The sequence below is a fragment of the Brevundimonas sp. genome, from assembly GCF_013912005.1.
In the GTDB taxonomy this organism is placed as follows: Bacteria; Pseudomonadota; Alphaproteobacteria; order Caulobacterales; family Caulobacteraceae; genus Brevundimonas.
Window position 1 is genome coordinate 1 of sequence record NZ_JACESB010000016.1, and the last position, 22,334, is coordinate 22,334.

The following is a 22,334-nucleotide window of genomic DNA, read 5'->3' on the forward strand; positions in this document are numbered from 1 at the left end:
GGGGCGCGGCAGGAAGGGCGGGGGGCGACGGCGCGCCGACCGCCAGCCTCAGGGCGACGATCTCCTGCTGCTGCTCGACGATGATCTCCTGCGCCAGCCGCCGGACCCGGTCGTTCCGGCTGTGGCGCAGCACCGCCACCGCCATGTCGATGCCGCCCTGGTGGTGGGGGATCATCATGGCGACGAAGTCCCGATCGACATCGCCCGTGGGCGTGATCTCCATGGCGGCGTGCATCCGGGCCATCGCTGCATCGTTCTCGGCCATGAACTGATCGGAAGGCGTGCTGGCGGCCGGCGGCGCGGCGAGGCCCATCACGGCCAGGATGGCGACGACCGCCACGGGCTTGCGCAAGACTGGGATCGGCATGGCGGGCCTCGGCTCGAAAGGGGCGGTCCTGACGATAGACGTCGCGAGAGGCCCGATTATTCCCGCGGCCGGCTCCGAGGGGTGGAGCGTTCCAGGTTCGCTCTCCGGCGCGACGGGAGGCGCAGCGCCGGGGCTTGCCCTTGCGGAGCGAATAGTTATTGCGATATACGTTTCGCCTTGTGCAGCAGCGAGCAGGCCCGAATGTCCAGATCCAGAGGTCCCGTCCCGATGGAGGACCAGCTTTGCTTCACCGTCTATTCGACGGGCATGGCGATCCAGCGGGCCTACAAGCCCCTGCTGGACGACCTGGGCGTGACCTATCCGCAGTACCTTGTGATGAACGTCCTGTGGCGGGAGGACGGGCGGACGGTCGGCGACATTGCGGACGAACTGGCGCTGGAGCCCAGCACCATGACGCCGTTGTTGAAGCGGCTCGAGGCGGCCGGTCTCGTCCGGCGGGCGCGCAACCCCGCAAACGAGCGTCAGGTGGTGATCACCCTGACCGGCGAGGGCCGGGCCCTGCGCGAACGTGCAGGCTGTCTGGGCGAGGCCCTGCTGGAGGCCTCGGGACAGACCGCCCCCGAGCTCGGCGACCTCAACACGCGCCTCAAGTCCCTGCGTGACGCCGTCTATGCAAGCCTGTCCTCGCGGAAGCCGGCTCGCGGCTAGGTTCTGTCGGCGGGCAGCGCCGGCGTCCCTCGACGGGCCGGCCATCGGCCGGACGGGTTCAGGAGAAGGACGCCTGCCGCCGCACCTGCTCGGCGACGGGCCGCAGATCGGTCGAGGCGCGGGGCGCGACGACGCTGAAGCCGAGGCCGTCCTTCGACCAGGTCACGCCTTCCAGCGCCCCGTAGGACCGCTCGGACATGGACCGGTTCCTGTCGATCTGCATCGGCCGCACCATCACCGTCAGCCGGTCGGCCGAGGCTCCTTCGTAGACGAACAGGGCGGCGGGGCCGTTGGGAGTCGTCACCAGTCGCCCGCCGAGGAAACGGTAGCCGGCGCCCTGCAGATCGGGCGCCTGGACCGGCGCGTCGAGACGTTCGGACACCCAGCGGATCAGCGTCGCGCGCTGGTCCGACGCCAGTTCGACGGGGCGAAGCGTGTCGGAGGCGTAGACCGCATGGTTGTCGACGGCCTCCCGGCCCAGGGCGTCGATCCCGCGCGCGGGCGGCGCGACCGCCGCCCGTCCGAACCACCCCGACAGACCGCCGATGCAGAGGATGGCGGCGGCGGCCGCGACCCGTCGTCTTGCGGCCAGGGTCCTGCGACGTCGTTCGAGGATGGCGTTGAGATTCAGTTCGGCGGGCAGGGGCTGGTCGGCGACCGGCGCCAGGGCCTCACGCAAGGCCTCGCCCTGCCGGCGGTAGGCCGCGAGCCGGGCGCGCTCTTCCGGCCGGGCGTCCAGATAGCGCCGCACCGCGGCCTGCCGGCCCTCGTCGAGCACGCCGTCGAGGTACGCATGAAGCTCGTCTTCGCCAATCGGGCGGTCGGCGCTCATTTCACCCTCCTGAGATGCGATCTGACGGGCGCGTCATCGGCCATGGCGCTGGCCAGCCGGGCGCGTCCGCGCGAGAGACGCGACATCACCGTGCCGAGCGGCACGCCCAGCACCCGGGCCGCTTCGGCATAGGACAGCGCCTCGACCGTCACCAGCAGGATCACGCCGCGGTATTCGTCCGGCAACCGGTCCAGGGCGCGCAGAACGTCGGCGCGGGCCAGCCCGTGCTCCTGCGCCGGAGCGACGGACAACGACCCCGGGTCCACGGCTTCAAGCGGGGCCATCACGCCCCGGCGGCGCAGCGTGCGCCACCGGTTGACCGCCAGATTGTGCAGGATGGCGTAGAGCCAGCTGCGCGTGTCGCCGTCGGCGCGGCGCTGGCCCCAGCGGGCGACCGCCCGCTCCAGGCAGTCCTGCACGAGGTCGTCGGCCTCGGCCGGGTCGCGGACCAGGGCGTTGGCGTATCGCCGCAGCCCCGGGATCACCGGCTCTATCAACTGTCCCATGTCCGTCATGCGAGCATCCTAGGGCGTCGGGAGCTGAATCTGCACCGGGGCGCCGGGCAGGGCCGCCGTGCCGGTGGCGATCACCAGATAGCGGCGGGGCGCGCCTCCCTCGGCCCGTATCTGCTGGCGGATAGGCCCCAGCGCGTTGACGACGGCGCCGCCGGCGGCATTGGTCGTGAAGGCGGCGATCGGATCGAGGGGGCCGGACCCGTCCGGCGCCTGCGCCAGGGCCAGCACATGGGGCGAGCGCGGCGCCAGTCCGGACACCGCCCCCTGGAGGACCTGGATCAGGCCCTGGTCGTACAGGCTGATGGTGGCGCCGACTTCCGTTCCGTCGCTGGCCCGCATGCGGATCAGGACCGGGCCCGCGTCCGACCGGGGCTGCAGGTTCCGGTCGCCGGCGCCCGGGGGGACGGCCCCGGGCGCATAGACGACGGCTTGGGGCGCCTGGCCCACGCCGACATTGGCGATGACGGCGTTGGAGGCGGTGTCGATCACCGCCAGTTCGCCGGCGTTCTCGAGACCGACATAGAGGCGCGATCCGTCCGGCGACGCCCACAGGCCGTGCGGCAGGGCTCCGACCGGTATGGTCGCGACCGGGCTGAAGTCGTCGGTGCGGAAAACCTTGACGGCGTTCTCTCCGCCCACGGTGACATAGGCCAGCTGGCCGCGCGCCGTCCGGGCGAAGTTGACGTGGTTGGTGATGGGCCCGGTGTCCAGGGTCGCCAGCACATTGAACGGCGGGCGGGCGTTGAAGGCCACGGTCCTGCCGATGTCCTTGAGCGTGAACCACACCTGCGAGCCGTCGGGCGAGGCGGCGATGTTGGGGCAGAAGGCGCTGGGCTGGGCCACCTGGCCGACGATTCCGTGCGTGGCCGTGTCGACCACCACGGTCTCGGGACTGAAGGACGAGCAGATGTAGCCGTAGCGGCCGTCCGGCGAGAAGACGGTCATGCCCGGCCCGGCGGGCGTCCTGATGCGACGGACCTCTTCATGGCTGACCGGATCGATCACGGAGACGTAGTCCTCGCCGCGCACCGTCACCCAGAGCTCCCGGCCGTCCGGCGTGAAGAAGGCCTCGTGCGGCGAACGGCCGATGTAGGTGACATGCTCCACCGCATTGGTGGCGGTGTCGATGAAGCTGACGGAGTTGGAGCCGATGGACACCACGGCCAGGGTCCCGCCGTCGGGCGAGACGCCCAGGCCGTGGACCAGCAGCTGACCCCTGTACAGAGGGCTGAGGCTGGCGGGAGACGGATCGCCCAGCTTTATCAAGCCCAGCAGCCGGTTGGTGGACGGATCGGTCACCGAAACGGTGTTCGAGAACTGCTCGGCGGCATAGACGCGGTCGCCGGCGGCGACCGGACCGGGCGGGACCGCCTGGGCATGGGCGCCGGCGGCGAAGAGGACGGCGGAAAGGCAGGTCGCGAGCGAGGTCTGACGCAGCATGGGGGATCGGCCTCCGTGAGGACGGGAAGAACTGGCCCGCCTGGCGCGGACCCCGACTCGCGCAGCGCGGTCCTGACGATGGACGTCGCCAGCGGGCCGATTATTCCCGGGGGGCGGAAAGATTCGCGCGCGGCGTCGGGAGCTTCACGGGGCCATGAGGCAGTCGCGCACGTCCGCCAGCATCGCCTCGACCGTCGCCCAACGGCCGGCGCCGCGTCCGCGGCACGACCAGCAAACTCCGTCCGGGGTCAGGACGCGCAGCAGGTTCCGTTCGCCTGTGAGATCAAGCAATTCCGGGTCATCGCTCACGTCCCGGTAGATGATTTCGCCGCGGACGCCCGCCGCCGTGCGCCGGCAGATCGCGATCTGCCGGACTCCCCTTCGCGCCCCCGCAGCGTCCAGGGCGGGGCGCGGGATGGACAGCAGCGCCGGAGCCTCCCCGAAGGCCTCGAAGGCCAGCAGGCGCAGCTTGGCCGCCGCATCCAGCGCTTCCAGGTCGGCGCTCGCGTCGGCCTCGGCGAACCCGGCGCGCCGGGCCGCCGCGAGCGCGGCGTCGAAGTCCGCCCCCCGGTCGAGTTCGCTGAGGATGAAGTTGACCGTGCCGTTCAGCACCGCCTCGAAGCCGGAGATCTCCCCCGCCTCCCGCGCCGCGCGGATGGTCTCGATCATCGGGGCGCCGCCGCCGACCGTCGCCGAAAAGGCGAGGCGCGCCCCCCGCGCCGCCGCCAGGGCCTGTAGCCCCGCCGGGTCGCGGGCGAGGGCCTGCTTGTTGGCCGTGACGACGTGCACGCCCGCCTCCAGCGCCGCCCGGATCAGCGCCTCGCCGGCGGCGCCGTCCGAGACCGCTTCGAGCAGGATGTCGGGACGCTCCGCCAGGAGTCGGCGCGGGTCGTCCGTCAGCAGCCCGGCCGGGGTCGCCTCATCGCGGGACTTCGCAGGATCCCGCACGAGCACGCCGCTCACCTCGAAGCGGTCGTCGGACAGGAGCCGAGCGAGAAGGCCGCCTCCGACCACGCCGCAGCCGGCGACCGCCAGCCGCGTGCGTCGCCGCGGCGCGGGGGGGCGCGGCGCGGTCGCGGACCGGCCGATGATCGTCCCCGGGCGGCCGCCGGCGGCCACGATCTCGATCTCGAGACCCCGCGCCTCCGCAAGCCCGATGGCCTGGGGCTGGATCACCTCGCGGCCGACGGCGCGCGCGGTCGACCAGCAGGCCCGGTCGTATCGTCGGGCGTGTTGCGGATCCTCGGCGGGATCCCGGTCGTAGAGACCGTCCACGTCCTTGACGAGCGTCACCCGGTCCAGACCCAGCTCCGCCGCCAGAAAGACGGCGGTCATGTCGGAGCCGCCGCGGCCCAGCAGCCCGACCCGACCCCGCCCGTCGAGGGCGCCGAAGCCCGGGACGATCACCACCTCATGGCGCGCCAGGGCGTCGCGCAGCGCCGATCCGTCCAGCGCGACCGGGTGCAGATCGCAGGCTGGACCCTCGCCGCGCAATCCGAGTTCGCGGACCGTCAGAACCGCGGCGTCGAGTCCGACCCGGTCGCAGGCGAGCGCCGCCAGCAGGCTGGAGCGCGCCTCGCCCTGAACCACATGGGCCGGCAGCCAGCCGGTTTCGTGGGGCAGGCCCAGCGCCCGGGCCTCGCGCAGGAGCCGGTCGGTTTCCCCCGCCAGCGCCGAGACCACGGCGACCACCTTCCGGCCGCGCCGGACGTGGGCGTAGACTTCCGACACGAGCGTGGCCATGTCCCCGGGCGTCGCAAGGACCGAGCTGCCGAACTTGAGCACCCGCAGACGGCGGGCGAGGGGGTCGGCGACGGCGCCGGGCGCGGCGGGCGGGGGGATCTCCGCCTCGAGGTGCGGGAGCGACATCAGGCGGCCCTCACCGCCGCCGGCGCGGCGTCGAGGGCGCGGTCGAGGTCCCGGATCAGGTCGTTGACGTCCTCCAGCCCGATCGACAGGCGAAGCAGGGCGTCGCCGATCCCGGCGGTCGCTCTCTGCTCCGCCGTCATGGCCGCATGGGTCATGGTGGCGGGGTGGGCGATCAGGCTTTCGACGCCGCCCAGGGACTCCGCCAGGGTGAACAGGCGGGTCGCTTCGGTGAGCCGGCGCACGGCGTCCGGGCCGCCTTCCAGTTCAAAGCTGAGCATGGCCCCGGGGCCGGCCTGCTGGCGTTGCGCAAGCGCGTGCTGCGGGTGGCAGGCCAGTCCCGGGTAGTGCACGGCGCCGACGGCGGGGTGCACCTCCAGGAAGCGGGCGATCCGCAGGGCGCTGGCCTGCTGCTGCCCCATGCGCGCGAACAGGGTGCGGACCCCGCGAAGCGTCAGATAGGCGTCGAAGGGAGAGCCGGTGACGCCGGTGCAGTTGGCCCACCAGGCGAGCGCCTCATGATCCGCCGCCGCGGCCGAGACCACCGCCCCGCCGACCACGTCGGAGTGGCCGTTGATGTATTTGGTGGTCGAATGGAGGACGAAGTCGGCGCCGAGCCGGATCGGCTGCTGGAGCGCCGGCGAGAGGAAGGTGTTGTCGACCGCGACCTGCGCGCCCGCGGCGCGGGCGCGCGCGCAGATGGCCGCGATATCGACGATCCGCAGCAGCGGGTTGGAAGGCGTCTCGACCAGCACCAGCCGCGGCTTGAGCGCCAGGGCCTCGTCCAGCGCTGCGGGATCGCCCTGATCGATGAAGCGGACCCGGAACTGTCCCTTGCCGGCCCGGGCGTTCAGCAGCCGGCACGTGCCGCCGTAGCCGTCGTGCGGCGCCACCAGCAGGTCGTCCGGCCCGAGGCGGGACAGCACAAGGTCGATCGCGGCCATGCCGGTGGCCGTGACGACACAGCCGGATCCGTGCTCCAGGCCGGCGAGCGTCTCCCCGAGCAGGTCGCGGGTCGGATTGCCCGACCGCGTGTAATCGTAGGGGCGCTTCCGGTCGAAGCCCTCGAAGGCGTAGTTCGAGGACAGGTACAGCGGCGGCATGACCGCTCCGTGGGCGACGTCGCGATCGACGCCCGAGCGGGCCGCCAGGGTACAGGGCTGCTGCGGGGAAAGGCTCATGAGGCGATGTCCTTGAGGGCTGTGCGAAGGATTTCGCCGAGCAGGGCGTCTTCCTTCAGGAAGGCGTCGTGGCCGTAGCGGGACGGCGCCTCGACGAAGCGGAAGGCGAGGGGCAGCCGCGCGGCGAGTTCGCACATGTCCTCGACGGGAACCAGGCGGTCGCTGCTGAAGCCCACCACGGTGGCCGGGACCCGGATGGCTTCCGGCGCGACGCTGTGGCGATCCATCGAGTCCGACAGGCTGAGCCAGCGGCCGGGGGAGGTGCGATGGCGATAGCTGCGGCCGCGCGCGATCAGGTAGTCGCACACGGGGTAGGCCTGGCCGGCGCCCGGCGGCGGCGGGCCGGCGAAGCGGTCGCCGAACTCCTCGGCGGTGCGGTAGGTGATCATCGCCAGCTCCCGGGCCAGCGCCACGCCCTCGGCTTCGCGGCCGGCCGCCGCGGCGAGCTGCAGGATCCGACGCTGGACGCCACGCCAGGCGGTGGCCTGCGGATGGGCCCGATGAGCGGCCGAGATCACCACCAGCTGGTCCAGCCGGAGCGGGAAGAGCTCGGCGAACGCCAGGGCGACCATGCCCCCGTAGGAGCAGCCGACGAAGGCGGCGACGCGGTCGAGCTCCAGACGATCGAGCACGAGGGCGAACAGGCGCGCCTGGTCGTGGGTGCTGATGGTGACCGGCGCGCGCCCCGGTCCCGCTTCAGGCGGGTAGTCGAGCGTCAGCACCTGGCAACGGTTGAGGTCGACGGGGGCACGGCGGCCGACCATCCCCGACCACCAGCCCAGCCCGTTCGTCGGCGTGCGGTGCACGAAGCGGTCCGCCGAAATCCCGCCCGCCACGATGACGACCGGCGCGCCCTGCGGCCCGTGCAGCCGCGCGTGGATCGCGTCCTGGCGCAGGCGGTCGCCCGAGCCGAGCCGCAAGTCTGGCGGGAGAGCGATCCTCAAATCCCGCGCCAGCGCCGCGGCCGCCCCGGACGGGCGTTGCGGCTGGCGTATGGCGGAGGCGACGAAATCCATCTGCGTCCCGGGTCCTGCTCAGCAAGACTCCGGACGCGGTGACAGACCGGTGGCGGCGTCGCCTCATCGACGCCTCCACTCATCTCTCGCGGACCGCTGGCGATCCCCGCAGGAGTTGGCACCGTTTCGGGCGGAACCCGATGGTTGCCCCGGCGTCAAAGGGCCTATCCCTCAGCCGGTCTTGATGAGTGAGTTCAGGCTGGAGTGGGCCCGGGCGCCGGTCAACGGAAAAAATCTTGCAAAGATCGAGGCGGGAAAGACCGTCTGCGCAATTTTCGGCCGATCGTGAGGTTCTCCGGCGGGGAGGGGGCGTCCCGTCCCTCGCTCCGCCCTGCGGGGCGCGACGATCCGATCGCCCCGCCTCCTGCGGACGGATCTCCATCCGGCCGGCGGCTCGACTCGCCGGACGGAGACGCCGAGATTGCACGGAGGGCAGGGGGCGCTGAACGGCGGGTTCTACCGGCTTTCGCGGCGAGGCCGGACGGAAATTTGCACAAGGTTAAAGGAAACCCGCTCGCCGTCCGTCCTAACGCCGAGGGGATCAATCAAGGTCCCGGGCCCTTGGGGGGGATGCTGTAATGTCGACCACCGGTTCGCTTTGTGTGCGTGGCGCCCTGTTCGCCTCGGCCGCCTCTGTCGCAGTTCTCGCGGCCGACGCCGCGTGGGCGCAGGCGCGGACCTTCAATGTTCCGGCCCAGCCCGCGCGCAGCGGGGTGGCCGCCTTCGCCCGACAGGCCGATGTGCAACTGCTGATCTCGGCCGCGGACGCCGAAGGCCGCCAGACCAACGCCGTCGTCGGGGCCTACACGGTCAGGGCCGGACTGACAGCGCTTCTGCAGGGGACGGGCCTGACCGCGCGCAGCTCGGGCGACAACGCCTATGTGATCGTCCCTTTCGACGACGCAGGGGTCCAGGGCGTCGCCTCGGTCCTGCCCGAGATCCTGGTGGAGAGCCCCGGCTGGACCCTGAACACCAGCATCCGCCACACCGAGGATGACGCCCAGCCGTACCAGATCTTCACCCAGGAGGATCTGCGCCGGTCCGGGGCCTCCAGTCTCGAGCAGTTCTTCCGCGACAACCTCGGCGCCAACGTCTCGCCGGTGAGCAGCGACCAGACCGACCAGACCCGCGGGCGCAACCAGATCCGCCTGCGCGGCCTGGGCGTCAACGAGACGCTGATCCTCGTCGACGGCCGCCGGCTCGCCAGCGTCAACACGGGCGCCGGCTTCCTCGAGCAACCGACGATCGTCGGCATCCCCATGGCCCAGATCGAGCGCATCGAGGTGCTGCCGTCCTCGGCCTCCTCGGTCTACGGCGGCGGCGCGACGGGCGGGGTCATCAACATCATCATGAAGCGCGACTACCGGGGGGCGGAGACCACCGCGACCTACGCCGACGTCGCCGACGGGGACGCGCCCGACTACCGCTTCGACTTTTCCGGCGGCCTCAACCTGGAGGACGGGCGCACCAACATCTCGGTCTCGGCCAGCTACCGGGACGCTGCGCCCCTGCTCGCCGCGGACCGCGACTTCGCCGGACGCGGCTACCGACACATGGTCGAGGCCGGCGGACCGTACTTCGACCAGAACCTCGTGCTCGGCGCCACGCCCAACATCCGCAGCCAGTCGGGCGCGATCCTGACCCTGGATCCGGCGTTCGGCGGCGGTTCTCTCGGCTCCAACCACACCTTCGCCCCCTACGGCTACCGCGGCCTGGCGGCTGACGGGGCGGCCCCGCTGATCGCCAACGCCGGGCGGTACAACCTCGACCTCGCGCCGAACGCCCAGGGCGAGGGCCAGACCCTGACCCAAGGCCAGGAGTCGCTCAGCGGATCGCTCGCCCTGCGGCGGGAGATGACCTCCTGGCTGCGCCTGTACGGGGAGGTGCAGGCCCAGGAGACCCGCAGCACCAGCAACTTCGTGCGGGCGCCCAGCTCCATCACCCTGGCCGCGAACGCCCCGAACAACCCCTTCCAGCAGGCGATCGTGGTGGCCGTGCCCCACGTCGGCGCCGACGGGCGCGGGGAGTCGAAGAGCGAGACCCGACGCTACCTGGCCGGCGCGGTGCTGCAGCTGCCGTTCCACTGGCAGGGCAACCTCGACTACACCTACAACTGGAACCGGTTCACCGACCGCATCGCGGCCCCGCCGATCGACCTCCCGACCCTCACCGGGTTCAGCAGCGGCGCGGTCGACGTTATCCGCGACCCCGCCGTCCTTCCGCTGTCCTACGGCTTCCTGGACTTCGGCACGCTGCGCAACCCCGCCGAGTCGACCACCGAGGCCTACGCCATGCGCTTCGCCGGTCCCCTGCCGATTTCCCTGCCGGGCGGCCGGCCCTCGCTCAACGTCCTGCTCGAGCGGACCGAGCAGTGGGTGGGGGAGTCCCAGCTGATCCAGAACACCGCCACCTCCTCGACGGTCCTGTTCACCCCGGAGCGGTGGCAGGACACCAACAGCGCCTATGCCGAGATCTGGGCGCCGCTGATCGGCCCGGACAACCGGATCCCCTTCGTCCACGAACTCGGCTTCGGCGTCTCGGCCCGCTACGACGAGTATGAAAGCCGGGGCGCCCGCAGCGGCATCACCTGTCTCAGCGTGCCGCGGCCCCTGACCGAGGCGGAAAGGACGGCCGCCTGTCCGCCCGGCGGCGTCGCCCCGGTCTACCAGGAGTCGACGAGCTCGCGCACGGATCCGACCTACAGCGCCAAATGGGCCCCCTTCGAGGATCTGGCGTTCCGGGCCTCCTACGGCACCGGCTACCTGCCGCCTTATCTGCACCAGCTGATCAAGGAGCCGACCCCGCTGCACATCGTCAATGTGCGCGACCCGGAGCGGGGCGGCGAGCCGGTCGGCACGCCGCTCTTCCCGGGCTTCAACCTGCTGCAGGGGCCGGGCAATTTCCTGGGCGGCAACCCGGACGTGCTGCCCGAACGATCGGAGACCTTCTCGGCCGGCGCCATCTTCACGCCGCGCTGGATCCCGGATCTGCGCATCTCGGTCGACTGGACCCGGATCGAGAAGCGGGACAACTACTTCGATCCCCGCACCCTGCTGAACCCTTCGGGCGCGGACTCCGAGGGACAGGCCCTGTTCGAGGCCTTCCTGCGGGCCCATCCGGAGCGGTTCGTTCGCGGCCCGGCGAGCGGCGGCTTCGAGGTCGGGCCCATCATCGCCGCCGACATGTCGATCGCCAACCTCGCCGGGAGCAATGTCGAGGCCTGGGACGTCTCGGTCGAGTACAGCCACGACCTCTGGGGCGGTCGCCTCGATCTGAAGGCGGAGGCGACCCACCTGGCGGAGCTGTCGGTCCAGCTGTCGGAGGACACCTCGCTCACCGACTGGGCGGGGGTCGTCACCGGCATCTTCGCCGGCGGCTTCGGCTCGACCGGCGGACTGACCTGGAAGGGCAACTCCACGGTCGCCTGGACCAACGACACCTGGTCGGTCGGCTGGCGCACCCGGTTCTTCAACGACTACTATCTGCGCCAGGATCGGACGGTGAATCCCAACCAGGGGGCCGCGCGCATCCCCAGCCAGATCTACCACGATCTCTTCGCCAGCTGGGAGGTGCGGCCGGACGTGGACCTGCGGGCCGGCGTGAACAACCTGCTGAACGCCGAGCCGCCGGTGGACGTGTCGATCAACTCCACCTTCTACAGCCGCTTCGGCGACCCGAGGCTGCGCAACTTCTATCTGGCGCTCACCAAGCGCTTCTGAACCGGAGCCGGACGGCGCGAGGGTCGCGCCGTCCGGCCGGAACCGCCGGCTTCAGCCGGGCGGATCGCCGATGCGGATCGCCGCCTCGTCCGCGGCGACCGGCGCCGAGAGGCTGAGGCCGACGCTGGCGGCGAAGCTCTCCGGATCGTCCAGCCGGAACACCCCGTAGAGGCGCTCGTCCGCCAGGGCGGGGTCCGCGATCACGACCGGGCGCGCGTTGTAGCGGTTGAACTCGGCGGCGGCCTCGGCGAGCGTCTCCCCGGCCAGGTCGATGCGGCCGGCGCGCCAGGCCAGTTCACGGTCGATGGCCGCCGGCTCCACCCGGGGCGTCGCCGGTCCCGCCCGCTCGTCGACGATGGAGACGGCCCCGGCCGCGAGCGCGACCGGCGCCCGCGCGGCGCCCTCCACCCAGGTGCGGACGACGCCCTCGGTCACGCGGACCTCGGCCCCGCCTTCCAGCCGGCGCACGGAGAAGGCGGTGCCCACCGCCTCCACGCGCACCCGGCCGATCTCGACGCGGAACGGGCGGGCCGCGTCCTTCGCCACCTGGAACCAGGCTTCGCCGCGGTCCAGGCGGACGCGGCGGACGCGTTCGCCCATCTCCACCTCAAGGCGGCTGGCGGTGTTGATCGAGGCGCTGGAGCCGTCGGAGAGCGGCACCCGGCGAACCTCGCCGACCTCTGTGACGTAGCTGTCGGGCCGTTCGAGCAGCAGCACCCCGACCAGAACGACCGCGGCCGCCGTCGCCGCCGCCGCCGCGAGGACCCGCCCGAAGGGCGCGCGGCGGGGCGCCGGCTCGAGCAGCCGCGCCCGGTCGGTCATGCTCCAGACCGCCTCCGCCTGGAGCAGGGCGCCGGCGCGGCGGCTGTCGCCCGCCAGCCAGGCCTTCAGGTCCGCTTCCACGTCGGGGGAGCGGCCTTCCCGGTCGATCCGCATCACCCAGCGGGCGGCGTCGGACTCGATCTCACTGGCGCTTTGTCGCACGTTCATCTCGCACCCTGCTTCGGTATTCGGGATCGACCGTCTCCTCCCGCATCGCCCTGAGGATCAGCCGGATCCCCTTGGCGCCTTCATTCTCGACCACGCTCTCGCTGACCCCGAGGCGTTCGGCCACCTCCTTCTGCGACAGGCCCTCAACCTTGCGGAGGGTGAAGACCTTGCGACATCGTTCCGGCAGTCCCTCGATGAGCTCACCCACCCGGGCGAGTTCGCGCCGGGCCCCGGCGATCCGTTCCGGCGTCGGCGTCTCGTCATAGACGGACGGGACGTCCAGTTCCGTCGCCGCCTCGATGCGGACCACCCGGCTGCGGCGAATCTGGTCGACCAGCAGGTTGCGGACGATCTGGAAGAAGAAGGTGTCCGGCCGCGCGATGTGGTCGAAGCGGTCCAGCGCCGCAAGGCGGGCGTAGGCCTCCTGGATCAGGTCGTCGATGTCCTCCGGCGATTGCAGCCGTTGTCTCAACCAGCCCCGAACCCTGCCTTCGTGCGGCATCACCGAGGTCGCCACCCAGGTGACGAGCCGTTGTCGAGCGTCTTCGCGCATATGTCCGCCCCGGCGAAACCTCATGCTGTATTCAACACAAGGACGAACGGCGGCCGGATTTCCTTGGGCTTCCAAACATTATTTTTGAGTAAGTTGCGCACCCCGATGTCTTCCGAAAAACCTCGCGATCCGGGAGCTCCCGCGGCGCTGCATGTGCTGCGGCGCGCGGACGCGGACGAGCAATCCCGCTCACTGGGAAGATCATCAGAATGCGCATCAAGAGTCGACAATTGCTGCTCGCGGCCGTCTCGGTCCTGGCCATCCACGCCGCCGCGCCCGCGGCCGCCCAGGCTCCGGTGGCGCCGTCGGACCCTTGGCCCCAGGCGACGAGCGACGTGCCGGCCGATCCGGCGGTGCGCTTCGGGGTGCTGGACAACGGGATGCGCTACGCGGTGATGCACGCCACCCGGCCGCCCGGCCAGGCGGCGCTGCGGCTGCGCATCGACGCCGGCTCGCTGATGGAGAACGACGACCAGCTGGGGCTGGCGCACTTCATGGAGCACATGGCCTTCAACGGCACGACCGGCATCCCCGAGACCGAGCTGGTCGCGATCCTTGAGCGGCTCGGGCTGGCCTTCGGCGCCGACACCAACGCCTTCACCAGCTTCGACCAGACCGCCTATGTGCTGCAGCTGCCGCGCTCGAGCGACGAGACCGTCGACACCGCCCTGCACATCCTTCGCCAGCAGGTGTCCGAGGCCCTGATGGACCCGGAGGACATCGACGCCGAACGCGGCGTGATCCAGGGCGAGGAGCGGCTTCGCAACACGCCGCAGTTCCGCGCCAGTCGCGAGCAGCTCGAGTTCCTGGCCCCCGGCCAGAAGATCACCCGCCGCATGCCGATCGGCGACCTGGAGATCATCCGCACCGCGCCGCGCGAGCGGTTCGTCGAGTTCTACCGGAGCTACTACCGCCCGGAGCGCGCCACCCTGATCGCCGTGGGGGACTTCGACGTCGACGCCATGGAGCGCAAGATCCGCGACGCCTTCGCCGACTGGCGCGGGGTCGGTCCGGCCGGGCCGGAGCCCGACCTGGGCGAGGTCCTGCCGCGGACTCCGGCGACCCGGCTGATCGTCGGGACCGGCCTGCCGCACAGTGTCAGCCTGGCGTGGTCGTCCGAACCGGACCTCGACCCCGACACCGTCGCCGAGCGCCGCGAGAACCTGATCCGGGCGCTGGGCTTTGCGGTCCTCAACCGGCGTCTCGGAGAGCTGTCGCGCGCCGACGACCCGCCGATCGTCACCGGCTCGGTGACCGCCGACAACCTGCTGGACAGCATCCACATCACCACCGTGTCGGCCACCTTCCTGCCGGGGGACTGGGAGCGGGCGCTGCAGACCGTGGACCAGGAGCGCCGTCGCCTGGTCGAGTACGGGGTCTCGCCGGCGGAGCTGCAGCGGGAGATCGACACCTGGCGCACGGCGCTGGAGAACCGGGTCGAGTCGGCCGCGACCCGCCAGACGACGGATCTCGCCAACGGCCTGCTGGGCGCGGTCAACGGCGACACCGTCTTCACCGCTCCCGGGACCGACCTGGAGCTGTTCGAGGCCGCCGTCGCCGGCCTCACCGCGGAGGCGGTCAACGCGGCGATCCGCGCCGCCTTCGAGGGCGACGGCCCGCTGACGCTGATGACCGCGCCGGAGCCGGTCGAGGGCGGCGAGGCGCGCATCGCGGCGGTCCTCGAGGCGTCCATGCGCACCCCGGTCGCGGCGCCGACGCCGCTGGTGAAGATGGACTGGCCCTACACCGACTTCGGGCCGGCCGGCGCGGTCGCGGAGCGCCGCGAGATTCCCGAGCTGGGCGCGACCGTGGTCCGCTTCGCCAACGGGGTCGAGCTGACGGTCAAGTCGACCGACTTCGAGGAGGAGGCCATCCAGGTGATGGTCGCGACCGGCCTCGGCGAGCGGGCCTTCTCGCCGGATCGGGAAGACCCGCGCCAGTCGATGATCGGCACCCTGCGGGCCGGCGGTCTCGGACAGATGACCAGCGACGAGATCAGCTACGCCCTGACCGGCCGATCGGTCGGCGCCGGGCTCAGCACGGCCGAGGACCGTTTCGTCATGAACGGCGGCACCCGTCCCGAGGACCTCCAGCTGCAGATGCAGCTGATGGCCGCCTACTTCACCGATCCGGCCTTCCGCAGCGGTCCGTTCGACCGGATGAAGGCCAACTACCCCGCCGCCCTGGCCCTGAGCCGCGCCACGCCGGCCGGCGTGTTCGGCATGGAGGGCGGTCCCCTGCTCGCCGGCGGGGACCGGCGCAAGGCCCCGCCGCCGCCCGAGCTGGTCGAGGCCTGGACGATCGAGCCGTATCGCGACGAGCTCCGGCGGCTGCTGTCGGAGGGCCCGGTGCGCATCACCATGGTCGGGGACGTGACCGTCGACCAGGCGATCGCCGCCACCGCCGCCACCTTCGGCGCCCTGCCGCCGCGGGGGCCGGCGGGCGCCCCGGCGCCGGGAGCCGGCGAGCGGCGCTTCCCGGATCCGACCGCCGAGCCGGTGCGCCTGCACCATGAGGGCCTGCCGGAGCAGGGACTCGGGGTGGTGGCCTGGCCGACCACCGACGTCATCGGCGACCGGACGGAGGCGCGGCAGATCGCGGTGCTTTCCGAAGTGGTCAAGCTGCGCGCCCTGGCGGAGATCCGCGAGCGCCAGGCCCTGGCCTATTCGCCGGGGGTGGGCTCGACCTTCTCGGACACCTACCCCGACTACGGCTACCTGTCGGTGCAGGCGGCCACCACCCCCGGGAACCTGCCCGCCTTCTTCGAGACCGTCGACGCCATCGCCGCGGACCTGCGCGAGAACCTGATCTCCGATGACGAACTGACGCGGGCCCGGGCGCCGATGATCGAGTCCACCCGGCGCAGCATGAACGCAAACTACTGGTGGCTGAGCCAGCTGGCGGATGTGGCGATCAAGCCGGAAGCCGTCCAGGAGACCCTCGACACCATCCCCGATCTCGAATCCGTCACGCCCGGGCGGATCCGCGAACTGGCCCGCCGCTACCTGCGCCCGGAAACGGCGTGGCGGGCGACCGTCACCCCCAAGGCCGAAGGCCCCTCGGCCTGACGGGGCGGCGGCCCGGGCGTTCCTGCCGCCCGGGCCGCCGGCCACGTCCCGCCCGCGTCCCCGCAGCCGGCCGCGCGGAGCAAGACCCCCGATTGATCCAGATCACGGCTCCGGCGTCACCCGCGTGCCAAGCCTGCCGTCGGCGACCCGGTTCACCGCCGCTTCGCCGTGAGAAATGATCATCAACCGCTTCAGCCGACCGATGACCCGCAGCGACGCGATCCAGAGCGCTCCGGCCGCACCCGGGGTGGGCCCGGCGGAGCCCCGCCTCTGTTTCCGCGCCCGGGCCGTGACCAAGGTCTACAATCCGGGTCCGGCGGCGGTGCACGCCCTGCGCGGCGTCGATCTCGACCTGCCGGACGGCGAAATGGTTGTGGTGCTGGGCGCCTCCGGCAGCGGCAAGTCGACCTTCCTGAACATCCTCGGCGGGCTGGACACGCCCACCACCGGCGAGGTGCTCTTCCGCGGCGAGGACATCAGCCGGGCGAACCAGCGCCAGCTGACGGAATATCGCCGCCGGCACGTCGGCTTCGTCTTCCAGTTCTACAACCTGATGCCGAGCCTGACGGCGCGCGAGAACGTCGCCCTCGTCACCGAGATCGCCGAGGCCCCTCTGGGGCCGGAAGACGCCCTCGCCATGGTCGGCCTGGAGAACCGTCTGGATCATTTTCCCGCCCAGATGTCCGGCGGCGAGCAGCAGCGCGTGGCGATCGCGCGCGCCGTGGCCAAGCAACCCTCGGTCCTGCTCTGCGACGAACCGACGGGCGCGCTGGATTCCGCCACCGGCGTGCGGGTGCTGGAGGCGCTGAAGACCGTCAACGACAGTCTGGGCGCGACGACCCTGCTGATCACCCACAACGCCGCCATCGCCGCCATCGCCGACCGGGTGGTGGTGTTCGCCGACGGACGCGTGCGCGAGGTGCGCGAGAACGCCGACAAGCGGTCCCCGGGGGAGATTTCCTGGTGAACCGGCTGCCGGTCTGGATGGGCGCGCTGGACCGCAAGCTGGTGCGCGAGCTGTGGCGCATGAAGACCCAGGCGCTGGCCATCGCCTTCGTCGTGGCCGGGGGCGTCGCGGTCCACCTGCTCGCCGCCGGCATGCTGAGTTCGCTGCAGGAGACCCGGCGGGCCTATTACGAACGCTATCTGTTCGCGGACCTGTGGGCCCCCGTGGTGCGCGCGCCGCAGCGGCTGATCGACGACATACGGTCGATCGAGGGCGTCCAGGCCGCGGCGACCCGCATCCGGGCGCCGGCGCTGTTCGCCATGGAGGGGATGAGCGCGCCCGCCACCGGCGAGGTCATCTCGCTGCCGGACTCGGGCGAGGCGGCGGTCAACCGGCTCCACCTGCTCCGCGGCCGCCTCCCGACGGTCGGACAGAGGGACGAGGCGGTGGCGCTCCAGGCCTTCGCCGACGCCCACGGCCTGGAGATCGGCGACACGGTTCCCGTCACCCTCTACGGCGGCCGCCGGCGCCTGACCGTGGTCGGGGTCGCCCTGTCGCCGGAGCACGTCTACGCCATCGGTCCGGGCCAGTTCGTTCCCGACGAGAGGCTGTACGGAGTCTTCTGGATGCGGCGCGGCGCCCTGGCCCAGGCCGTCAACCAGGACGAGGCCTTCAACGAGGCGGTGGTGCGGCTCTCCCGCGACGCCTCCGAACCGGCGGTGATCGACCGGCTGGACCGTCTCCTGGAGCCTTGGGGCGCGCCGGGAGCCTATGGACGCGCCGACCAGATCTCGGACGCCTTCGTGTCCAGCGAGATCGACCAGCTGGCCACCATGGGGCGGGTGCTGCCGCCGGTCTTCCTTCTGGTGGCGGCCTTCCTGGTCAATGTCGTGGTCTCAAGGCTGATCGCCGTCCAGCGCGCCGGCGTCGGGCTGCTCAAGGCCTTCGGCTACCGCGACCGCGACATCATCGCCCATTACCTCAAACTGGTCGCCGTCATCGCGGCGACGGGCGTGCTGATCGGCGGCGCAGCGGGGATCTGGCTCGGTCGCGGCATGGCGGAGTTGTACATGCGATACTACCGCTTCCCCTTCCTGGTGTTCCAGGCCAACCCGGCCGACTACGCGACCGTGATCGGGGTGGCCATGCTGACGGTGCTGGGCGGCGCCGCCCTGGCGGTGCGGCGCGCCGCGGCCCTGAACCCGGCGGAAGCGATGACCCCCGCGCCCCCGCCCGACTATTCCCGGGCGGCGGGAGCCTGGATCACGCGAATGCGGTTCATCGACCAGCAATCGCGCATGATCCTGCGCCAGATCGTCCGGTGGCCGTGGCGCGCCGGCCTGACGGTGGCCGGCATCGCCGCCTCCGGCGCCCTGCTGACCGGCACCCTTTCAATGCGGGACGGGATCAGGGTGATGATCGATTCCAGCTTCGACATCTCCAACCCCTATGACGTGTCGGTGAACCTCGTCGAACCCCGCTCGCGGGCGGCCCTGTTCAGTCTCGCCCGCGAGGAGGGGGTGCTGGCCGCCGAGCCGTTCCGGGTCGTTCCGGTCCGGCTGCGCCACGGCGCGCGCGAGGAGCGGGCGGTGATCACCGGGGCGCCGCTGGACGGCAGCCTCTCGCGTATGGTCGACATCCACAGCCGGGCGGTTCAGCCGCACCCCGGCGGCCTGGTCATGTCCAGCGACCTCGCCGCCAAACTCCGGATCGAGGCCGGCGACGTCGTCGAGGCGCAGGTGACGGAAGGCCGGCGGCCGCGGCTGGCGATTCCCGTCTCGGCCGTCACCGCCAGCTATGTCGGCTCGGGGGCGCGGATGCGGATCGAGGACCTGAACCGGGCGCTGGAGGAAGGGGCGCTGGTGTCGGGGGCCTGGCTCACCGTCGACGCCGACCGGACAGGACGGCTGTATGGCCGCCTCAAGGAGATCCCCTCGGTCGCCGGCGTGGGTCTCCAGTCCGACGCCGTCAAACGCCTCGCGGCGATGATCGACGAGAACCTGGGCCGGTCGATCCTGATCTTCTCCCTCTTCGCCGGCCTGATCGCCTCCGGCGTGGTCTACAACACCGTGCGCATCTCCTTCGCCGAGCGCCAGCGGGAGCTGGCCTCGCTGCGGGTGCTCGGCTTCTCGCGCGCGGACGTGTCCTACATCCTGCTCGGCGAGGTGGCCTTTCTGACGTTGCTGGCCCTGCCGCTGGGCGCGGCGGCGGGGGCCGCCCTCGCCTGGTATCTGAGCCGCGCGATGAGCTCGGAGCTCTTCCGGCTGCCGTTCGCCGTCTCGCCGGCGACCTTCGGCGTGTCCGCCGCCGTGGTGCTGGTCGTGACGGCCGTCGCCAGCCTGATGGTGCGCCGCCAGATCGACCGCCTCGACCTGGCCGAAGCCTTGAAGACGGGGGAATAGGGCGCTGACAATGAGCCGGTCCAGTTTGAGGTTCAGGACCCTGTTCTGGGTCGCCGCCGCCCTCGGGCTGGCGGTGCTGCTGGTTCTCGCCTTCCGGCCGCGACCGGTCCTGGTGGACATCGGCGGGGTCGACCGCGGCCCGCTGACCGTCGCGGTGCAGGACGAGGCGCGCACGCGCGCCCGCGACCTCTATGTGGTCTCCGCCCCGGTCGCGGGGCGGTTGCTGCGGATCGGCGACCGGGCGGGCGAAGGCGTCAGGGCCGGGGACGTGATCGCCGTCATCCAGCCGGCGCCGGCGGCCTTTGTGGACGAACGTTCCCGTCGGGAGATCGAGGCCGGAGTCCGCTCGGCGGAGGCGGCCCTGACGCTGGCGCGCGCCGAGCTGGACGGGGCCGAGGCCCGGCTGGCGCACGCCCGGCTGGAGGCCGACCGGACCGAGACCCTGTTCGCCGCGGACGTCGCCTCGCAGAGCGCCCTGGACCGGGCCCGCCTCGACGTCCGCACCGCCGCCGCCGCCGTCGACAACAGCCGCGCCGGGGTCGGCGTGCGGCAAGCCGCGCTCGAGGCGGCCCGGGCGCGGTTGATCGAGCCGGGCGCCGCCAGCGCGAGCGGCCGCGCCGTGACCATCCGCGCGCCGGTTTCCGGGCGGGTCCTTCGGGTGCTGCAGGAGAGCGAGAGCGTGCTCGCCCAGGGATCCCCGATCATCGAGATCGGGGATCCCGGTGATCTCGAGGTCGTGGCCGAACTGCTTTCGAGCGACGCCGCGCGGATCTCCCCGGGGGCGAGCGCCATGATCGACGCCTGGGGCGACGGGCCGCCGGTCCGGGGCCGGGTGCGCAAGGTCGAGCCCTATGGATTCCTCAAGGTCTCGGCTCTCGGCGTCGAGGAGCAGCGGGTCAATGTGATCATTGATCCGGTCGATCCGCCCGCGGCCTGGGCGAACGTCGGCCACGGCTACCGCGTCGAGGCGGCGGTTACGGTCTGGCGCGCGGCGGCGGTGGTCCGGGCGCCGGTGGCGGCCCTGTTCCGGCATCAGGGTCACTGGGCCGTCTTTCGGGTCGAAGGTGGCCGCGCCCGCCTGCAACGGGTCGAGATCGGCCAGAACAACGGCGACCTGGCGGAGGTCCGCGCCGGGCTGAAGCCGGGCGAACGGGTGGTGCTGCATCCGGGGCAGTCCGTCACCGACGGCGCCGCGGTCCGGATGCGGTCCGGCTCCACGGCCGGGCGCTGAGGCCCGGCGCGGCCGCGGCGGCTTGCGCCAGATCAATGCGGTCAAGGCCGACAGGATCAAGGCGGACCTCAGGGACGGGGTGCTGACCGTCACGGCGCCGCTGGACGCCGACGCCTCGAAGCGGAAGATCTCGATCCCGATCAAGAGCGCCTCAGAAGGGCCCGCCGGGCCGTCCGGCGGGCGGCTGCGTCTATCCCGCCGCGGCCTGCGCCGGGGCCGTCTCCAGTTCGGCCGCCGTGACCAGTTCCGTGTGGCCGAAGCCCTTCCGGTAATCGAGCACGGACACGACCTGGGGCGTGATGCAGAAGAGCGTCATGTCGAAGGGCGCTTCGGCGAAGGCGGCCATCTGCGGAAACCTCGCCCGGAACAGCCGTCCGACCGCTTCGATGTCCGCCGGCGCCGTCAGCGGCCGGGCCCGCCCGAACAGCGAGAGGCCGCGGATCTCGTTCCAGTCGGCGTAGGGCAGGTCGATGGCGAGAGAGACCCGATCATCCCGGGCGAGGTTGCTCGCCTTCTGGGACCGGGCGCCGCAACCGAAATAGATCGACAGACCGTCGCTGACGTAGCTGACGGTGGTCGCCTGGGGCGCGCCGTCCGCCCGCAGGGTGGCGAGCGTCAGGTCCCGCCCCTGTTCCAGAACCTCGATGATCTCCTGTCTGAGCGCGTGGTCCATGGGCTGCTCCTGCTGGATGAGGATTCGGCCGCCGGTCAGCGGGCGGTGTAGCCGCCGTCGATGACCAGCTCCGAACCGGTGACGAATTTGGCCTCGTCCGAGGCGAGGTAGACGGCGCCCCAGGCGATGTCGTCCGGCTCGCCGAGGTGGCCGAGGGGGTGCAGGGCCGCGGTCGCCGTGCGGCCCTGTTCGAGGTCGCCCTGGCCCGACAGATGGGCCTCGACCATCGGCGTCCAGATGAAGCCCGGATGGATCGAGTTCACGCGGATGCGGTCGGGGGCGTAGAGCAGGGCGTCGGTCTTGGTCATCAGCCGCACCGCCCCCTTGGAGGCGTGATAGGGCGGCACATCGGGCCCGCCGACGAGGCCGTAGATCGACGACAGGTTGATGATCGAGCCACCGCCCGCCTGCTTCAGGTGAGGAATGGCGTGCTTGGTGCAGAAGAAGACGCCCTTGACGTTGATCGCCTGGACCCGGTCCCACTCGGCCTCGGAGATCTCGTGGGTGGGCTTGCTGACCCCCGCCACCCCGGCGTTGTTGACCAGGATGTCGATGCGCCCGAAATGTTCGACGACCTCGGCCATGGTGCGTTGGACCTCGGCCTCGCTGGAGACGTCGCAGCGCCACCACGCGACCGGCAGGCCCCGCTCGCGCAGCATCTCGATCAGCCCCAGCCCCTCGGCCTCGCGGACATCGAGCAGGGCGACGGAAGCGCCTTCCTCCGCCATGCGGATGGCGGTGGCCCGGCCGAGGCCGACAGCGGCCCCGGTGACGACGGCGACCTTGTCGGACAGGCGGTTCATGGCTCGGCCTCCAGTCTGATGGACGGGTCTGGTACGCCGGGGCATCCTGGATCCACCGCGCGG

At 71.8% G+C, this 22,334-nt stretch carries 17 protein-coding genes and 1 riboswitch; of the genes, 6 read left to right on the top strand and 11 right to left on the bottom strand.

Translation table 11 applies throughout. From position 1 onward, the window contains the following. On the bottom strand, window positions 1-367 hold a 367-nt coding region (locus H2038_RS10855), incomplete at its 3' end, for a DUF305 domain-containing protein (protein ID WP_292112870.1). A 201-nt stretch (window positions 368-568) separates the two neighbouring features. Here H2038_RS10855 and H2038_RS10860 point away from each other — a divergent pair. Further along, window positions 569-1,036: a MarR family transcriptional regulator gene (locus H2038_RS10860; protein WP_292112872.1), complete on the top strand. Its 468-nt coding sequence runs from the start codon at window positions 569-571 to the stop codon at window positions 1,034-1,036. 58 nt (window positions 1,037-1,094) lie between these two features. On the opposite strand, the gene H2038_RS10865 is transcribed toward H2038_RS10860, so the two are convergent. From H2038_RS10865 to H2038_RS10890, 6 genes are all read right to left on the bottom strand, one after another. Next, entirely contained in the window at window positions 1,095-1,868 is a 774-nt protein-coding gene (locus H2038_RS10865) for an anti-sigma factor (RefSeq protein WP_292112874.1), read from the bottom strand. Further along, entirely contained in the window at window positions 1,865-2,383 is a 519-nt protein-coding gene (locus H2038_RS10870; protein ID WP_292112876.1) for a sigma-70 family RNA polymerase sigma factor, read from the bottom strand. The genes H2038_RS10865 and H2038_RS10870 overlap by 4 nt, the downstream gene beginning before the upstream one ends. Window positions 2,384-2,392: 9 nt before the next feature. Further along, the gene (locus tag H2038_RS10875; RefSeq protein WP_292112877.1) at window positions 2,393-3,823 is read right to left on the bottom strand and encodes a YncE family protein; all 1,431 of its coding nucleotides are present in this window, start codon (window positions 3,821-3,823) and stop codon (window positions 2,393-2,395) included. Window positions 3,824-3,967: 144 nt separating this feature from the next. Next, window positions 3,968-5,692 carry a homoserine dehydrogenase gene (locus H2038_RS10880; RefSeq protein WP_292112878.1) on the bottom strand — a complete coding sequence of 575 codons (1,725 nt, stop codon included), beginning with the start codon at window positions 5,690-5,692 and terminating at the stop codon, window positions 3,968-3,970. Then, entirely contained in the window at window positions 5,692-6,870 is a 1,179-nt protein-coding gene (metB, locus tag H2038_RS10885) for a cystathionine gamma-synthase (RefSeq protein WP_292112881.1), read from the bottom strand. Before metB ends, H2038_RS10880 begins: the two co-directional genes overlap by 1 nt. Continuing rightward, window positions 6,867-7,886 (bottom strand): homoserine O-succinyltransferase, encoded by a 1,020-nt coding sequence (locus tag H2038_RS10890; protein WP_292112884.1) that lies wholly within the window; start codon window positions 7,884-7,886, stop codon window positions 6,867-6,869. Before H2038_RS10890 ends, metB begins: the two co-directional genes overlap by 4 nt. Before the next feature lie 76 nt (window positions 7,887-7,962). After that, a riboswitch (SAM riboswitch) is annotated at window positions 7,963-8,077 on the bottom strand. A 387-nt stretch (window positions 8,078-8,464) separates the two neighbouring features. Between H2038_RS10890 and H2038_RS10895 the strand changes: the two genes are divergently transcribed. Continuing rightward, window positions 8,465-11,605, top strand: a complete 3,141-nt coding sequence (locus H2038_RS10895; protein ID WP_292112886.1) for a TonB-dependent receptor — start codon at window positions 8,465-8,467, stop codon at window positions 11,603-11,605. 51 nt (window positions 11,606-11,656) lie between these two features. On the opposite strand, the gene H2038_RS10900 is transcribed toward H2038_RS10895, so the two are convergent. Then, entirely contained in the window at window positions 11,657-12,595 is a 939-nt protein-coding gene (locus tag H2038_RS10900) for a FecR family protein (protein WP_292112888.1), read from the bottom strand. Continuing rightward, on the bottom strand, window positions 12,570-13,148 hold the full coding sequence (locus H2038_RS10905; RefSeq protein WP_292112891.1) for a sigma-70 family RNA polymerase sigma factor: 579 nt from the start codon (window positions 13,146-13,148) through the stop codon (window positions 12,570-12,572). Before H2038_RS10905 ends, H2038_RS10900 begins: the two co-directional genes overlap by 26 nt. Before the next feature lie 209 nt (window positions 13,149-13,357). Here H2038_RS10905 and H2038_RS10910 point away from each other — a divergent pair, with 209 nt between their 5' ends. From H2038_RS10910 to H2038_RS10925, 4 genes are all read left to right on the top strand, one after another. Beyond that, entirely contained in the window at window positions 13,358-16,216 is a 2,859-nt protein-coding gene (locus tag H2038_RS10910) for a pitrilysin family protein (RefSeq protein ID WP_292112895.1), read from the top strand. 202 nt (window positions 16,217-16,418) lie between these two features. Next, window positions 16,419-17,183, top strand: coding sequence for an ABC transporter ATP-binding protein (locus H2038_RS10915; RefSeq protein ID WP_292112898.1), 765 nt, complete (start codon window positions 16,419-16,421; stop codon window positions 17,181-17,183). Next, on the top strand, window positions 17,180-19,564 hold the full coding sequence (locus H2038_RS10920; protein ID WP_292112901.1) for an FtsX-like permease family protein: 2,385 nt from the start codon (window positions 17,180-17,182) through the stop codon (window positions 19,562-19,564). Before H2038_RS10915 ends, H2038_RS10920 begins: the two co-directional genes overlap by 4 nt. 10 nt (window positions 19,565-19,574) lie before the next feature. Then, window positions 19,575-20,795: an efflux RND transporter periplasmic adaptor subunit gene (locus H2038_RS10925; RefSeq protein ID WP_292112903.1), complete on the top strand. Its 1,221-nt coding sequence runs from the start codon at window positions 19,575-19,577 to the stop codon at window positions 20,793-20,795. A 190-nt stretch (window positions 20,796-20,985) separates the two neighbouring features. On the opposite strand, the gene H2038_RS10930 is transcribed toward H2038_RS10925, so the two are convergent. Both H2038_RS10930 and H2038_RS10935 read right to left on the bottom strand, forming a co-directional pair. Next, window positions 20,986-21,468 carry a pyridoxamine 5'-phosphate oxidase family protein gene (locus H2038_RS10930; RefSeq protein WP_292112905.1) on the bottom strand — a complete coding sequence of 161 codons (483 nt, stop codon included), beginning with the start codon at window positions 21,466-21,468 and terminating at the stop codon, window positions 20,986-20,988. A 35-nt stretch (window positions 21,469-21,503) separates the two neighbouring features. Next, window positions 21,504-22,271, bottom strand: a complete 768-nt coding sequence (locus H2038_RS10935) for a glucose 1-dehydrogenase (RefSeq protein ID WP_292112907.1) — start codon at window positions 22,269-22,271, stop codon at window positions 21,504-21,506. Window positions 22,272-22,334: the final 63 nt, after the last annotated feature.

What these genes read in the sequence shown, in the direction of transcription:
- H2038_RS10935 (WP_292112907.1), bottom strand. Translation starts at nt 22,271, where the DNA reads ATGAACCGCCTGTCCGACAAGGTCGCCGTCGTCACCGGGGCCGCTGTC.
- H2038_RS10905 (WP_292112891.1), bottom strand. Translation starts at nt 13,148, where the DNA reads ATGCGCGAAGACGCTCGACAACGGCTCGTCACCTGGGTGGCGACCTCG.
- H2038_RS10910 (WP_292112895.1), top strand. Translation starts at nt 13,358, where the DNA reads ATGCGCATCAAGAGTCGACAATTGCTGCTCGCGGCCGTCTCGGTCCTG.
- H2038_RS10870 (WP_292112876.1), bottom strand. Translation starts at nt 2,383, where the DNA reads ATGACGGACATGGGACAGTTGATAGAGCCGGTGATCCCGGGGCTGCGG.
- H2038_RS10915 (WP_292112898.1), top strand. Translation starts at nt 16,419, where the DNA reads ATGACCCGCAGCGACGCGATCCAGAGCGCTCCGGCCGCACCCGGGGTG.
- H2038_RS10880 (WP_292112878.1), bottom strand. Translation starts at nt 5,692, where the DNA reads ATGTCGCTCCCGCACCTCGAGGCGGAGATCCCCCCGCCCGCCGCGCCC.
- H2038_RS10860 (WP_292112872.1), top strand. Translation starts at nt 569, where the DNA reads ATGTCCAGATCCAGAGGTCCCGTCCCGATGGAGGACCAGCTTTGCTTC.
- metB (WP_292112881.1), bottom strand. Translation starts at nt 6,870, where the DNA reads ATGAGCCTTTCCCCGCAGCAGCCCTGTACCCTGGCGGCCCGCTCGGGC.
- H2038_RS10890 (WP_292112884.1), bottom strand. Translation starts at nt 7,886, where the DNA reads ATGGATTTCGTCGCCTCCGCCATACGCCAGCCGCAACGCCCGTCCGGG.
- H2038_RS10865 (WP_292112874.1), bottom strand. Translation starts at nt 1,868, where the DNA reads ATGAGCGCCGACCGCCCGATTGGCGAAGACGAGCTTCATGCGTACCTC.
- H2038_RS10930 (WP_292112905.1), bottom strand. Translation starts at nt 21,468, where the DNA reads ATGGACCACGCGCTCAGACAGGAGATCATCGAGGTTCTGGAACAGGGG.
- H2038_RS10875 (WP_292112877.1), bottom strand. Translation starts at nt 3,823, where the DNA reads ATGCTGCGTCAGACCTCGCTCGCGACCTGCCTTTCCGCCGTCCTCTTC.
- H2038_RS10900 (WP_292112888.1), bottom strand. Translation starts at nt 12,595, where the DNA reads ATGAACGTGCGACAAAGCGCCAGTGAGATCGAGTCCGACGCCGCCCGC.
- H2038_RS10895 (WP_292112886.1), top strand. Translation starts at nt 8,465, where the DNA reads ATGTCGACCACCGGTTCGCTTTGTGTGCGTGGCGCCCTGTTCGCCTCG.
- H2038_RS10925 (WP_292112903.1), top strand. Translation starts at nt 19,575, where the DNA reads ATGAGCCGGTCCAGTTTGAGGTTCAGGACCCTGTTCTGGGTCGCCGCC.